The following is a 14,263-nucleotide window of genomic DNA, read 5'->3' on the forward strand; positions in this document are numbered from 1 at the left end:
ATTTACTCAATACGCATACTATGAACTGCACTAAAATTGCCCTTTTTGTTTCCTCAATAGCCCTAATGGCGTGTAACGCAACTAAAATAACGGTTGCAGATGCGGGTTGGGAAGATATGTTCAATGGTAAGAATTTGGACGGATGGACCACAAAAATCCATCATTATGAAACTGGAGATAATTTTGGCGATACCTTTCGTGCCGAAGACGGTATGATCAAAGTTCGTTATGACCAATATGAGGGCGATTTTAACGACAGGTTCGGTCATTTATATTTTGATAAGCCCTACTCTAGTTTTCACCTGAGCATGGAATATAGATTTGTGGGGGATTTACACCCTGGAGCACCCGTTTTTACCGAAATGAACAGTGGGGTTATGTACCACTCCCAAGATCCGAGGACCATGTTGAAAGAACAGAATTGGCCAATTTCCGTAGAAATGCAATTTTTAGGAGGTATAAAAGAGGGCGAAGCTAGGCCAACTGGAAATATGTGTTCTCCGGGAACGGAGATTGAGTATGAGGGTAAAATATATCCTAGCCATTGTTTAAGGTCGTCTTCGGACACCTATTATGGAGACCAATGGGTAAAAGCGGAATTGATAGTGAGAGGCGATTCCTTGGTTACACAAATCATAAACGGAAAAGTTGTTCTAGAATACACCAAGCCCCAAGTTGGTGGGGGTACCGTTGTAGGTTATGACCCAAAGATGAAACAGGACGGAAAACTATTAAAAGAAGGTATGATTGCCTTGCAGAGCGAAGGACAGCCCATAGATTTCAGAAACATAAAAATCAAGAATTTAAAGCCTTGATTTAAAAGTTATTTCTCGTAGAGTTCTAGAGGAAGATTATCCGGGTCTGCAAAGAAGGTAAATTTGCGGCCCGTAAATTCATCCGTTCTTATGGGTTCTACGTTTACACCTTTTTCCATGAGTTTTTGCCTTTCTATACTAACATTGTCTACTTCAAAAGCCAAATGACGTAAACCTAATGCTTCCGGCCTAGAAGGACGTTTGGGTGGGTTGGGAAATGAGAATAGTTCAATTATATAATTTCCGTTAAGGGCAAGGTCCAGTTTGTAGGATTGCCGTTCTTCCCTATACACTTCGTTTAGAATTTCTAGACCTAACACTTCAACATAAAAATGTTTGGACTTTTGGTAGTCGGAACAAATAATGGCAATGTGGTGTACTTTATTGAAAGCCATGGTTATGGTAAAAAGCGCTTATTTAAGAATGCTCCAGTATTTGTTTTCGTTACCTAAAAGCTCGGTAGCCGCTAAAATGGCGTCATCATTTTTTAAATAGTAATCATATAGTCCTTCACGGTATGCGTAGCGTTTAACTATTTCGTCTTGAAGCTTGCTTTCAATCTCGCGCTGATAATCGTCCAAAGCAACAATTTTACTTTTTTCGATGTCCAGCAATAACGTTCTAAAATCGTTTTCTATGGCATCATTAAAAATTACCTCTTCGCGGTCCGTCATTGCGGCTTTTAAGGTTTTCTCGGTTTTGGTTTCATAGGAGAAGTCGCTTTTGGATACAAACGTCTTAAAATCCTTATAATCGCTTTCGGAGAATTTAAAGCTGGATACATCTTTTAATTTATGCTTGTAGAAATAGTTAGTAGCGTAATCAAAAATTACATTATTGTTCATAAGTGCCGTAGTAAGCTCGTTGGCTTTGGTAGAAGCCACCTCAATATCCGGCAACACGCCGCCGCCATCTTGTACCTTGCGACCATTGCGCGTAGTAAAATCTTTAAAAGCGGTCTTTTGCACGGCATTACCGTCTTCATCCCGGTTCCAATAGTCCAATGACTGTATACAGCGCCCAGAGGGCGTATAATAACGACTTATGGTAACTTTTAGCTGTGTGCCGTAAGTTAGCTTTAACGGGCGCTGTACAAGGCCTTTTCCAAAGCTGCGTGCCCCCATGATTACCGCACGGTCCAAATCTTGAAGTCCGCCCGATACAATTTCACTAGCGGAAGCACTACTACCATTAACCAAGACCACCAACGGAATATCCATATCCACAGGCTTGTTACGGGTCTTGTATTCGGTATTGAATTTTTTAACTTTTGATTTTGTTGTTACGATCAGCTCGCCTTTGTCAACAAACAAGTTGGTAACGTTTATAGCTTCGGATAAAAGTCCGCCTGGGTTATCCCTTAGATCCAGTATAATTTTTTCTGCGCCTTTTCCTTTAAGGTCCAAAAGGGCCTCTTTGGTCTGTGCCGATGCTTTTGCGTTAAACCTAGATAGTACAATGTAGCCTGTTTTATCATCTGCCATTTTGTAAAAGGGTACGGCATCTACTTCTACGGCAGCCCGCGTTATGGTAGCAGTTTTAGTTTCCCCTTGCCTTTTATAGGTGACTTCAACAGCCGTATTATTGGCGCCTTTTAGAAGTTCACTGGCATTATCGTCAAAATCTGAAACGTTAATGGCACCGATCTTAATAATTTCATCACCTGCTTTAAGTCCGGCCTTGTCCGCAGGGTAACCTTTGTACGGTTCTACAATTAATAAGCGGTCTTTAAAGGAACGGACTAAAGCACCAATTCCCGAGTATTCTCCAGCATTGTTAATGCGATACGTTTCTACATCTTGTTCATTTAGAAATTTGGTGTAGGGATCAAGGTCATCTAGCATGTTCTTGATGGCGGTATCCATAAGTTCTGCCGGATTGGTTTCATCTACATAGTTCATGTTCAATTCCTTGAACAGGGTGGTGAAGATTTCGATTTGCTTGGCAATTTCAAAGAAATCACTTTTTACGAAACTACTCCCTGCTACCAAAATGACTATTGCAAAGGCTGGAATAAGGATTTTTTTGCCTAGCATTTTTTTCATCGCTTTCTATAATTTGATGGGTATTTGGTCTTAAACCTTCCCTAAATTTCTATTCTGGTTGTCTGTTTTCTGGTGTATGCTTGCTCAAAAAACGCTTCATGACCTCTTTCATGGTTTTGGTTACATTGCTTTGAGAAGGCATCTCTCTACCAAGGTATAAAAATAGAAACGCAAAAGAACCCTCACTATTGTTAAAAACGTATTGTTTGTTAAGTCTGTAACTTTCTCGCATAAGACGCTTCACACGATTACGTTTTACGGCACTCTTAAAATTCTTTTTTGGAACGGCTACACCAGCTTTTACACGGGTATCTTCGGTAAATTCTGTGGGGAGATAAATTAGTTTTATAGGAAATGCAGAAACGGACTTCCCTTGGGCAAATAGCTGCTCTATAAGCTTTTTACTTTTCAGCTTTTCTTTTTTTGGGAAAGTGAATTCTGGCATAAAGGTATTTTATAAAATTGCCCCCGTTTAGCGGGGGCAATTGCAAATTTAATCATTGAATAAAAGATAACGGTTTTTTCGTTAGCAATTACTTCATATTCTGCCAAACATTATCCTCTTGGTTTACATCGGCCATTAATTGAGACGGGTCTATGACCACAGCCTTAATGCTTGCCAAAGGTTTATCTATGGTAAAATTGTAGCTGGATTGTGCCCAAGGCCAATCTTCTAATACCGTTCGGTTTATTTGTGGGTAAGGGTTTTCTTTTTCGCCGCGCATCATACGTAATGGAGCGTAAAAAGTCTCTTTGGTATCATCTTCATAAATCACTAAAATATCCAAAGGCATTGGCATTGCACCTGTACGTACCATGGAAACTTTGGTCTTACCATCATTCTCTTTTACCTCTTTTATGCCGTAGTCTATAGTGTTGGTGGTCTGTGTCCAATCCGTTAGGTACCAATCTAGCTCCATACCCGAAACCTTTTCGGCCGTACGCTTAATATCATTGGGTACAGGATGTTTGAATTTGAAATCTTCATAGTATTTGCGAATGGTTTCCATTAGCTTGTCCTGACCAATGATATAACCCAGCTGAGACAAGAATATAGAACCTTTGCTATAAGCGGCAATACCATAGGCAAAATTAAGATCGTAACGGTCTGCATGCGTGGTTTGCGGCTGTTCCTTTCCGGAATTCACCAAATTGTAATAGCCTTTGTAGGTACCTTCAAAAGGGTTTTCCTTGTTCTCTTGCATGACTTCGTTCATGGCCAATGTAGAGATAAAGGTGGTAAAGCCTTCGTCCATCCATTCATGTTTGGATTCGTTGGTGGCCAAGATATGCTGAAACCAAGAATGTGCCAATTCATGTGCCGTAACACCGGCCAGACTTCCAAATTTTCGTTTACCTGTAATCAAAGTAGACATGGCATATTCCATACCACCATCTCCCCCTTGAATTACAGAGTATTGCTCGTACGGATATTTTCCAATATTCTTGCTGAAAAACTCCATGAACTCCGCAGTCTTGGGCTGAAGCTTCTTCCAATTTTCAATAATTTCTTTATCGTCCTTGTACAAAAAATGAAGGGTTGGCCCGTTTTCCATGGGTAATGTATCATGAATGTACTCAGGGTCTGCGGCCCACATAAAATCATGTACCATAGGCGCCTTAAAGTGCCAGGTAAGGGTCTTTCCTTTCTGTTTTTTCACCTTTGTGCCCGGAGCTTCGTATCCGTGACCAATTTCTTGTGGGTTTTGTAGATAACCTGTTCCTCCCACAACATAGTCCTTGTCTATGGTTAGCTTTACATCAAAATCGCCCCAAACTCCTTGAAACTCACGAGCAATGTACGGATCGGCATGCCAGCCTTCAAAATCATACTCGGCTAATTTTGGGTACCACTGGCTCATAGAAAGCGCAACACCTTCTGCACTGTTTCTTCCTGAACGGCGTATTTGGACGGGAACTTGACCTTTGAATTCCATGTCAAAAGTGGTTTTGCCACCAGGTGGAATTGGTTTTGCCAGTTCAACGACCAATATGGTTTCTTCTTCAACAAAATTGACCTTAACACCATCCTGCGTAAGCGATGTAGCGTGTAAATAACCTATTTCATTGTCCTTTAAGATAGCAATTCGGCTATTTTTCTGTTCATCGGTCATTCTTCCATCCGGGTCGGGAATGCTTTGTAGGCGCATGTCCATTTCGCTCCCGGGTTGAAAAGCATTGAAAAACAGATGATAATATACACGGGTAAGCTCATCCGGAGAATTGTTGGTATAGACTAATTTTTGAGTACCGGTATACTGAAAATTTTCAACGTTCATATCAACCTGCATGTTGTAATCTACATGCTGTTGCCAGTACGATCCGTTTTGTGCAACTGCCATCTGGCCCATTACGAGCATTACGGCAGCAATCCCTTTAAAAAAATACTTCATGGTATATTATAATTTTATCTTTCCTGTGGATACGTTATCCGCCATAATCAAGGCGTTGTAAGCATTTACTATTTTTCCGGAAGTAGAAATCTCGTCCAACGTAGCAGTTTTGGAGGTATCTCCACCCAAAATAACCTTCGCCCTTGGAGCAAGGCCAGATTCCATAATGATATGTTTTACTTGGGAAGCGGTCAATTTAGGATAGTAAGAACGAATCAAAGCAGCAACACCTGCCACGGCAGGAGCCGCCATTGATGTTCCTCCTTGAAATTCATATTCGTTGCCTGGCATGGTAGAATAGATTTCGTCACCTGGGGCAAAAACATCAACATTTACATTACCGTAGTTAGAGAACACAGCAACCATTTCCGAACCGTACTTAGAAGCTAGCGCACCTACGGTAAGGACATTATCGGAAATTTCAGGTCCGTTGTTTACTTGGTCATTTGGAAAATTAGGGTTTGCCGGGCTGTCTAAATCAGCGCCATCGTTACCTGCTGCATGCACAAAAAGTACATCGTTGTCCGCTGCATATTTTATGGCATCGTACACCCATTGAGCATTTGGGGAGAAAGCTTTTCCAAAACTACCGTTAATGACCTTGGCACCATTATCTACCGCATAACGAATACCCAAGGCAATATCCTTATCATACTCATCTCCGTTAGGTACGGCACGCACACTCATGATTTTTACGTTGTTGGCAATTCCGTTAACCCCTTTTCCGTTATTGCGTTCTGCACCAATGATACCGGCAACATGCGTACCGTGGCTTTCGTCTTCTTCAAGATTTTGAGGATTTCCACTACCGTAACCTAAGTCGGTAATATCATAAGGATTGTCCCCAACTTCTTTTCTACCGTTAAAATCTACGTTGTAGTTGTAGTTAAGTTGATCGCTGAAATACTTTAGACCTTCTTCAACTTGCTCCAAAACTTTGTCTATGGAATCTTCGTAGGATAGCATTTGCGTTAAGATGCCCACATTCTGTTGCATGGCCTCATCCTTTGGCTCTATGCCGGCAAGGTCTTTTTTCGTGTAGGTATCTTTTCCTAGTTCTTTTTTAACGGCCTCATCTGCATTCTTTACGGTCTGAAAGATTTGCTCGTATTGCTGTTTTTGTTGTGATGCTTTAGCGTATTCCGTATCTACCTTGGTTTTTGCCTTGGCCTGAAGCGCTGCATCGCCCAATTTTAATCTAACGATACGGGTTGCTTCCAGTTGTTCGTTATAGGATTTGCCTAAAAAGTTATATCCGTGGATATCATCTACATAACCGTTCTTGTCATTGTCAATACCATCACCTGGTTTTTCGCCCTTATTGGTCCAAAGCACATTTTTAAGGTCCTCATGGTCTAAATCCATACCGGAATCCAGGACGGTAACAATAACGGTTTCTCCTTTTTTGTTTTTTATAATTTCGGCGTACGCCTTATCTATACTCATTCCTGGAATGGTGTCCGCTACAAGGTCTAAATGACCCCAATTCTTTTTCTCGGTGTCAGAAAGGTCGGATATTTTTAATGGGGTAGTATCAATGTTCTCTATTGGAGTAGATACTAAAGCCGTAGAGCCGCAGCCCATAAGTACAAGTCCTGCAGATAAGCCTATTAAAGGTCTTGAAAAAAATGATGTCATATAGTTGAATTGAGTTTAGTGTTTCTTTTTAGAGGTTTAATTTAGAAGAATAAAAGGTTCGTTTAAGGTTAAATTAACCGTTGAACCGACTCGGAAATTTAACGTAATTGGCTGCAAAGGTAAGATTTGGCACAATTTTTTAACCAAATCATAATGCTTTTATGATTTTTTTATTGAAAAACGAGTCGCTGGTATCTAAGGTTTAAGTAAGATGCCCAGCTATTTATAGATAAATAACGATGTGGATATAACGGTTAGTCATTTTAGTAAAAACATTTATGATAGAGAGATGAAAATTTTTTCAATACCATAAATAGTTGATAAAATTTATGTTTCGTATACGATTATTTAGATGAATTTCAGGGGTTAGAACCAATTGGTCTTAATTAAAAAGTTGGTCAAAAGTAAAGAGTTCGTTTAACCGTACTCCTTTTTCCGTTTCTTTAAGCGTACAAATCTGGTTATGCGCATCATGTTCAAAAAACAGATGGTATCCTTTTGAGGTAGCTTCGTTCAAAAACAAATCTTTTTCTTTAAGAGTGAGCAAAGGTCTAGTATCATACCCCATTACATACGGCAATGGAATATGCCCTACAGTAGGAAGCAAATCTGCCATAAATACCAACTGTTTTTCTTTGTATGAAATATGTGGCAGCATTTGTTTATCCGTATGACCGTCTACAAAATGAATTCCGAAACCTAATTCCGATTCGCTTTGAAACTTGTCCGATGTTCTTTCAATAAATTTGAGTTGCCCGCTTTCTTGCATGGGCAAAAGGTTTTCCTTCAGAAAAGAGGCTTTTTCGCGAGCATTGGGTTTTGTAGCCCACTTCCAATGGTCTTCATTGGTCCAGAAAGTAGCGTTTTTGAATGCTGGCTCATAACCGGTACGCTCTTCGTTCCACTGAATGCATCCGCCACAATGGTCAAAATGTAAATGAGTTAAGAATACATCCGTAATATCATCAGGATGAAAACCTAGCTTCTTAAGTGAACTATCTATTGAATAATTTCCCCAACGATTGTAATATCCAAAGAACTTATCGGACTGCTTGTTGCCCATTCCTGTATCAATTAGTACCAATCGGTTTTCTTCTTCAATAAGAAGACTTCTCGCCGCAATATCAATTTGATTATTGTTATCCGCGGGATTGGTGCGTTGCCATATAGCCTTTGGCACCACACCGAACATAGCACCACCATCTAACTTAAAATTTCCTGTTTCTACGGGGTATAGTTTCATATTGGTGTTTTTAGAGTACGCGCAAATTAGTAAATTGAACAGGCAATAGATTGGCCTTTGGTATTTTTTAACAGAAGCTCCAATTTTTTGCAAACTACTATAAACCAACTATTAAAGAGATTTTTTAAGAGCTCTGGGTATCTTTCTGTTTATTGGTTGGGCAAATAACTGTGGAAAACGGTTTTTCTAGACGAAATACTGATATTAAAATCACTATTTTTGGTTCAAACCTAAATCATATGGTAGAACTTGCCGGTATCGTTATATTGGGAATTATTGCGCAGTGGGTGGCATGGCGCTTTAAGCTACCCGCTATACTTCCGTTAATTTTAATAGGTCTTTTGGTAGGCCCTGTTGCTAGTCTTTATACAGAGGATGGTCAGAAATTGATTGAGCCTATTTGGAACAGTACCAAAGGTCTTTTTCCAGGGGAAAGCCTGTACTATTTTGTTTCATTGGCCATAAGTATAATTCTTTTTGAAGGAGGGCTTACCCTTAAACGTTCCGAAATTAGGAATGTGGGGCCGGTTATCACAAAACTGATTACCGTTGGAAGCCTTGTTACCTTCTTTGCCGCTGCTATGGCGGCCCACTTTATTTTTGATTTAAGTTGGCAAGTTTCTTTTTTGTTCTCTGCCTTGATTATTGTTACCGGACCCACCGTAATAACACCTATTCTTAGGAACATTCCTTTAAAGAACGATATCTCCGCAGTATTAAAATGGGAAGGGATTCTAATTGATCCAATTGGTGCTTTGGCAGCGGTATTGGTATTTGAGTTTATTAGTGTAGGAGAGGGACAGGCCTATACTCTTACGGCCCTTATTGAGTTCGGAAAAATTTTATTGTTCGGTTTTACGTTTGGTTTCACCTTTGCACATGCTTTGACCTTCGTTATTAAAAAGAACTTTATTCCGCATTATTTATTGAACGTAGTATCGCTTTCAGCAGTGTTATTGGTGTTTGTAATGTCCGATGTATTTGCTCACGAATCTGGTCTATTGGCCGTTGTGGTCATGGGTATGGTCATGGGTAATACAGATTTGCCCAACATAAAGGAGCTGCTCTATTTTAAGGAATCCTTGAGCGTTCTATTGATTTCGATTCTGTTTATTCTTTTATCGGCAAACATAAATATAGCAGACCTCCAATTGATTTATAATTGGAATACCGTAGCTCTATTTGCTATTATAGTTTTTGTTATTAGACCGCTTGGTGTTTTTCTAAGTTCTATGGGGTCTAATCTAAAATTTAATGAGAAGCTGTTTATTGGTTGGGTAGGACCTAGAGGTATTGTTGCAGCGGGTATTGCTTCTCTTTTCGGCTCCAAACTCTTGGCCAAAGGAGAACCTGGTGCGGAATTCATAACCCCATTGGTGTTTATGATCGTACTAGGAACGGTACTCTTAAATGCTACTACGGCACGTATGTTCGCTAAAGCGGTAGGGGTCTTTTTAACCAAATCTGAGGGAATACTTATTATTGGTGCGTCAAAAGCGTCTCGTCTTATTGCAGATTATTTGAACAAGAACGATCGCCATGTGGTTTTAATAGATAATAACCAGACTAATATTAGTAAAGCCAAGGCTTTGGGGCTTGAAGCATTTACCGCTAATATTTATTCGGACTCGTTAACGGATAATATAGAGCTTAATGATGTAGGATATCTTATGGCGTTGACCGGTAACTCTGATATTAACAAATTTGCGGTGAGTAACTTTGGGAAGCAATTTGGAGCTAACGGTTCATACAGACTGGTAAATGCCGATGAAATGAGCAACCCTGAAAACAACCCGAAAGAAGGACTGTTCTCACATACGGACGACTTTATTAAGCTAACGGAAACAGCACGTAAGTATCCTGCTGTGCATGAAATAGAGCTAAAGGATAAGGAGCACTATGAGGCGCTAATAGAGATTACTAAGGCAGATGAGAATATAGTACCCATCTTCTTGAAAACACCTCAGGGCGACTTACAGATTATTTCTAGTTTCAGTACGGATTTTGAAGACATTACAAATAAATACCGACTGGTTTATCTTGGTAAAATATTTGATGTTGATGAAACCGAGGACGAAGTTGAAGTTGAACAGGAAGATGAGGATTGAACCAATTTCGTTTAGCCCGAAAAAGGCATTGTTTTTACAACCTTAATAGTAATATTGTCCTGTTTTACTTCTGTGTTCGAATCTGCCACCAGAGCGTAGAAGTGCAGCGCAGACTCTCTTTTTATCTTATCTTCTAGAAGTTTAATATCTACTTCACCACTCTCTTGCTGCCATGTGAATATAGAGTTCTGTTCTGTTGGAATCTGTTCATGCTTTGCGATAAAATGGGCTATATACGTGGTCATCTTTGGGCGAAATAGTTTTACATCTTTTAAACAGCAAGTAAAGTTAAAAATTGTTCAAACAATAAAATTTTTGTAAGAAAAAAATAGTATAGCTGTAAGAATTAATAAATGAAGTTTTTAATCTTGATATTATGCTGCAAGGGGAAAGTAAAACTGGTTTTGCGTTAATATATTGTGGCAATATAATAAGATTCGGGTCGTTTTATCCCTACTTAAAGTTTAATTTATTCAACCCAAATCTATTATGAAAAAACTATTTTTATTTTTCGCTTTAGCGAGTACAGTTGCCTTTACAAGTTGTTCAAAAGATGAGGATGATACCGATGCCATTGTAGGTACTTGGGTCTCAGAATCTAGTATTACCGTTAATGAATCTACCACTAATTACCGTGAAGAATGGGTATTTAGAAATGATGCAACCGGTAATTATAAAGATGCTACAAATGGTGACGTTCTTGAAGAAAGTGCATTTAGTTGGTCCAAGACAGAGGAAGGATATTTAGTAAACTACGCCCTAGAGGATATGTCCGATGAAACTTTCACGATAGGCGACCTTCTAGGAGAAAAAACTCTTGAAGAAGACGGTTATATGATAGCCGTAAAAGAATAATTAAAATTATCTCAGAAAAAAACCCTTGCTCTTAAGAGCAAGGGTTTTTTTAATCGTTTAATTTAAGAACGGCCATAAAGGCTTGTTGCGGTATCTCTACGTTACCAACTTGGCGCATACGTTTTTTACCTTTCTTCTGTTTTTCCAATAATTTTCTCTTACGGGATATATCACCACCATAACATTTAGCAGTTACATCTTTACGCAACGCTTTTATGGTTTCCCTAGATATGATTTTGGCCCCAATTGCAGCTTGTATAGGAATATCAAACTGTTGTCTTGGAATAAGCTCCTTTAATTTTTCACACATCTTTTTACCAATGCTCTGGGCATTATCAGCATGTATAAGGGCCGATAGGGCATCAACAGGTTGTGCGTTCAATAGAATGTCTACACGTACCAATTTAGAGGTACGCATACCTATTGGAGCATAATCAAATGAAGCATACCCTTTAGAAACGGTTTTCAATCGATCATAAAAATCAAAAACAATTTCTGCCAAAGGCATATCAAAAGTAAGCTCAACCCGCTCTGTGGTTAAATATGTCTGATTGGTAATAATCCCTCTTTTTTCAATACAGAGAGACATTACGTTACCCACAAAATCGGCTTTAGTAATAATAGTGGCCTTAATATACGGTTCCTCAACACGATCTACCGTAGAAGGGTCAGGTAGGTCCGTAGGGTTATTTACGATTAACGGTTTATCCGGATCTTTTCTGGTAAATGCATGATAACTAACATTAGGAACGGTAGTAATTACGGTCATATCAAACTCGCGTTCCAATCGTTCTTGAATAATCTCCATATGAAGCATGCCCAAGAATCCGCAACGAAAACCAAAACCTAAGGCAGCACTACTTTCCGGTGCAAAAACCAGCGAGGCATCGTTTAGCTGAAGTTTTTCCATAGAAGAACGGAGTTCTTCAAAGTCTTCGGTATCCACAGGATAGATTCCGGCAAAAACCATTGGTTTTACATCCTCAAAACCGGCAATGGCGTTTATGGTAGGATTGGCGGAATCCGTAATAGTATCACCAACTTTTACCTCACGGGCATCCTTAATACCTGTAATCAAATAGCCTACATCTCCTGCCTTTATAGTTTGCTTGGGGTGTTGGGTTAATTTTAAGGTACCCACCTCATCGGCAAAGTAGCTTTTATCCGTAGCTACGAATTTTATCTTTTGTCCTTTTTTAATTTCTCCGTTAATGACCCTAAAGTAAGTCTCTACACCTCTAAAAGGATTATAAACCGAATCAAAAACCAATGCCTGAAGGGCTTCATCGGGGTTTCCTTTTGGTGCTGGTACGCGTTCTATGATGGCAGCAAGAATTTCCTCAATACCAATACCGGTCTTGGCACTGGCCGGGATTACATCTTCTGCGTCACAACCTAATAAATCCACGATATCGTCCGTTACTTCTTCCGGATTGGCACTTGGTAAATCTACTTTGTTCAGAACCGGAATAATCTCTAAATCGTTCTCTAGAGCCAAATATAGGTTGGATATGGTTTGTGCCTGAATGCTCTGCGCGGCATCTACCACTAATAGGGCACCTTCACAGGCAGCAATGGAACGGGATACCTCGTATGAAAAATCTACGTGGCCCGGGGTATCTATGAGATTAAGAATATATTGTTCACCCTTATAGGTGTAATCCATTTGTATGGCGTGGCTTTTAATGGTAATCCCACGTTCTCGCTCCAAATCCATGCTGTCTAGCAACTGCTCTTTTTTCTCACGGGCGGTTACGGAGCCAGTAAAGTCCAACAAACGGTCTGCCAAGGTACTTTTACCGTGGTCAATATGGGCTATAATACAAAAGTTTCTAATGTTCTTCATTGATGGTGAGCTTATTTCGGCAAGCAAATCGTTTTACATTAAGTTGGCAAAGATACGTTATTTTAAGCCTGTTTCATCAAAGAGCATAGGCGCAAAGTACTTTATAGGGTATTTGTGTCGTTGGATGACCCAAAATGATTGGAACAATATTGTACGGGTGTGCAATCATGGGCTTTTTTAAAAGCTCTGTAAAACGCATTTTTGGAGTTGAAACCACATGTAACGGAAAGGGCTTCTACAGAATAGGTATGAAGGTAATTGTCCTCAATTTTAACCGCTGCATAACTAATGCGCATTTGGTTGATGTAATCATTAAAATTATCGTAGTTAGACTCACTAATAATATGCGTTAATTTTCTTGTAGGTATGTTGGTGGCCCTAGATAGGGTATCTATTTTTAGGTTAGGGTCAAGAAAGGCCCTGGTTTGCTTAAGATGGTTATCAAGCTCGGTCAAGACATCTTCTACATTTTCTGCTGTAGGGGGTATGTCCGCATCAGGATTTTTAATGTATAAGTTGGGTAGACCTATCAAAAGGTTGGGGTTCCACAGCAGATAACAGGAAACCAACAGAAAACTGCAGCAAACCAGAAGGCCAAGAACAATATGTACAAATCGGAACATGGGTATAAGGCCAATGGCGATTAATGCATTAACAATGTAGAGGATTACCAGAGAGAGGCTGTGTATGGTCTGAATAATAGTAAGATCGTATACCCATTTTTTCACCAGAGCAAATTGCTTGGAAAATACTTGTTGCCGCTTTCTGAAAAACGAATTGATCAAGCGCCATTGAAATAATAAATATATAACCGATGATGAGGCCCTACAAGCAATGTTTACACACTCAGGTAGCAAACCGTCTTGACCGGTATAGGTTTTTGAAAAGTCCTGCGTAATCTCAAATACCATTTTAGACTTTTCATTCAGGTCCATGATGTAAAATGGAAAGTAATTGACCGTAAAGAATAGAAATGGTATTAAATGTAGGGCATCTATCTTTTTAAACGATTTTTCGCCGTTCAAAACAGCTCGCACGTAGAGATAGGATAATGGAAAAATTAAGTAGGTAATAGGGGCGGGAATTTTATATAGGTACGGAAAATAGTTAATAACACCATATACGATAAAGAGGTAAAAGCTATTGCAAAGTGCGATCAGAACCAGTAGCACAGCTAACAAATGCCCAGAAAACGAATTCTCCTTATTTAGCCTGAATCGTATAAGGAATGCTGTAAAAAGACAAAAGAGGACTCCAACGAACTGAAGAATGTCTATTAGCATAAGAATAAGTTTTGGTTAGAGGTCGGGGTTGTTACAA

The 14,263-nt window shown here is 39.5% G+C and carries 12 protein-coding genes; 3 read left to right on the forward strand and 9 right to left on the reverse strand.

Going from position 1 to position 14,263, the window contains the following annotated elements; all coding sequences use genetic code 11:
* Nucleotides 1–20: 20 nt before the first annotated feature.
* A complete protein-coding gene (locus tag H9565_RS01930) occupies nucleotides 21–815 on the forward strand; it encodes a 3-keto-disaccharide hydrolase (protein ID WP_215436823.1) in 795 nt (264 codons plus the stop codon).
* A gap of 8 nt (nucleotides 816–823) precedes the next feature.
* On the opposite strand, the gene gloA2 is transcribed toward H9565_RS01930, so the two are convergent.
* From gloA2 to H9565_RS01960, 6 genes are all read right to left on the reverse strand, one after another.
* A complete protein-coding gene (gloA2, locus tag H9565_RS01935; RefSeq protein WP_215436826.1) occupies nucleotides 824–1,210 on the reverse strand; it encodes an SMU1112c/YaeR family gloxylase I-like metalloprotein in 387 nt (128 codons plus the stop codon).
* Nucleotides 1,211–1,228: 18 nt separating this feature from the next.
* Nucleotides 1,229–2,860, reverse strand: a complete 1,632-nt coding sequence (locus H9565_RS01940) for a S41 family peptidase (protein WP_215436828.1) — start codon at nucleotides 2,858–2,860, stop codon at nucleotides 1,229–1,231.
* A 49-nt stretch (nucleotides 2,861–2,909) separates the two neighbouring features.
* Nucleotides 2,910–3,305: a ribonuclease P protein component gene (gene rnpA, locus H9565_RS01945; protein WP_215436830.1), complete on the reverse strand. Its 396-nt coding sequence runs from the start codon at nucleotides 3,303–3,305 to the stop codon at nucleotides 2,910–2,912.
* An 88-nt stretch (nucleotides 3,306–3,393) separates the two neighbouring features.
* On the reverse strand, nucleotides 3,394–5,253 hold the full coding sequence (locus H9565_RS01950) for a M1 family metallopeptidase (protein WP_215436833.1): 1,860 nt from the start codon (nucleotides 5,251–5,253) through the stop codon (nucleotides 3,394–3,396).
* Nucleotides 5,254–5,259: 6 nt separating this feature from the next.
* Nucleotides 5,260–6,891, reverse strand: a complete 1,632-nt coding sequence (locus tag H9565_RS01955; protein WP_215436837.1) for a S8 family peptidase — start codon at nucleotides 6,889–6,891, stop codon at nucleotides 5,260–5,262.
* Nucleotides 6,892–7,273: 382 nt separating this feature from the next.
* Entirely contained in the window at nucleotides 7,274–8,134 is an 861-nt protein-coding gene (locus H9565_RS01960) for an MBL fold metallo-hydrolase (protein ID WP_215436841.1), read from the reverse strand.
* 239 nt (nucleotides 8,135–8,373) lie between these two features.
* On the opposite strand from H9565_RS01960, the gene H9565_RS01965 reads away from it, so the two are divergent.
* A complete protein-coding gene (locus tag H9565_RS01965; protein WP_215436844.1) occupies nucleotides 8,374–10,242 on the forward strand; it encodes a cation:proton antiporter in 1,869 nt (622 codons plus the stop codon).
* Between the two features lie 11 nt (nucleotides 10,243–10,253).
* On the opposite strand, the gene H9565_RS01970 is transcribed toward H9565_RS01965, so the two are convergent.
* Complete coding sequence (locus H9565_RS01970; RefSeq protein WP_215436846.1) at nucleotides 10,254–10,487, reverse strand: GTP-binding protein LepA; 234 nt, start codon at nucleotides 10,485–10,487, stop codon at nucleotides 10,254–10,256.
* 244 nt (nucleotides 10,488–10,731) lie between these two features.
* Here H9565_RS01970 and H9565_RS01975 point away from each other — a divergent pair, with 244 nt between their 5' ends.
* The gene (locus H9565_RS01975) at nucleotides 10,732–11,097 is read left to right on the forward strand and encodes a hypothetical protein (RefSeq protein WP_215436847.1); all 366 of its coding nucleotides are present in this window, start codon (nucleotides 10,732–10,734) and stop codon (nucleotides 11,095–11,097) included.
* 49 nt (nucleotides 11,098–11,146) lie between these two features.
* Here H9565_RS01975 and lepA read toward each other — a convergent pair whose 3' ends face one another.
* The gene (lepA, locus tag H9565_RS01980) at nucleotides 11,147–12,943 is read right to left on the reverse strand and encodes a translation elongation factor 4 (RefSeq protein ID WP_215436848.1); all 1,797 of its coding nucleotides are present in this window, start codon (nucleotides 12,941–12,943) and stop codon (nucleotides 11,147–11,149) included.
* A gap of 101 nt (nucleotides 12,944–13,044) precedes the next feature.
* Nucleotides 13,045–14,226, reverse strand: a complete 1,182-nt coding sequence (locus H9565_RS01985) for a helix-turn-helix domain-containing protein (protein ID WP_215436850.1) — start codon at nucleotides 14,224–14,226, stop codon at nucleotides 13,045–13,047.
* Between the last annotated feature and the right edge of the window lie 37 nt (nucleotides 14,227–14,263).

Origin of the sequence: Zobellia russellii, from assembly GCF_018728565.1 — a bacterium.
GTDB lineage: Bacteria > Bacteroidota > Bacteroidia > Flavobacteriales > Flavobacteriaceae > Zobellia > Zobellia russellii.

What these genes read in the sequence shown, in the direction of transcription:
- H9565_RS01930 (WP_215436823.1), top strand. Translation starts at nt 21, where the DNA reads ATGAACTGCACTAAAATTGCCCTTTTTGTTTCCTCAATAGCCCTAATG.
- gloA2 (WP_215436826.1), bottom strand. Translation starts at nt 1,210, where the DNA reads ATGGCTTTCAATAAAGTACACCACATTGCCATTATTTGTTCCGACTAC.
- H9565_RS01940 (WP_215436828.1), bottom strand. Translation starts at nt 2,860, where the DNA reads ATGAAAAAAATGCTAGGCAAAAAAATCCTTATTCCAGCCTTTGCAATA.
- rnpA (WP_215436830.1), bottom strand. Translation starts at nt 3,305, where the DNA reads ATGCCAGAATTCACTTTCCCAAAAAAAGAAAAGCTGAAAAGTAAAAAG.
- H9565_RS01950 (WP_215436833.1), bottom strand. Translation starts at nt 5,253, where the DNA reads ATGAAGTATTTTTTTAAAGGGATTGCTGCCGTAATGCTCGTAATGGGC.
- H9565_RS01955 (WP_215436837.1), bottom strand. Translation starts at nt 6,891, where the DNA reads ATGACATCATTTTTTTCAAGACCTTTAATAGGCTTATCTGCAGGACTT.
- H9565_RS01960 (WP_215436841.1), bottom strand. Translation starts at nt 8,134, where the DNA reads ATGAAACTATACCCCGTAGAAACAGGAAATTTTAAGTTAGATGGTGGT.
- H9565_RS01965 (WP_215436844.1), top strand. Translation starts at nt 8,374, where the DNA reads ATGGTAGAACTTGCCGGTATCGTTATATTGGGAATTATTGCGCAGTGG.
- H9565_RS01970 (WP_215436846.1), bottom strand. Translation starts at nt 10,487, where the DNA reads ATGACCACGTATATAGCCCATTTTATCGCAAAGCATGAACAGATTCCA.
- H9565_RS01975 (WP_215436847.1), top strand. Translation starts at nt 10,732, where the DNA reads ATGAAAAAACTATTTTTATTTTTCGCTTTAGCGAGTACAGTTGCCTTT.
- lepA (WP_215436848.1), bottom strand. Translation starts at nt 12,943, where the DNA reads ATGAAGAACATTAGAAACTTTTGTATTATAGCCCATATTGACCACGGT.
- H9565_RS01985 (WP_215436850.1), bottom strand. Translation starts at nt 14,226, where the DNA reads ATGCTAATAGACATTCTTCAGTTCGTTGGAGTCCTCTTTTGTCTTTTT.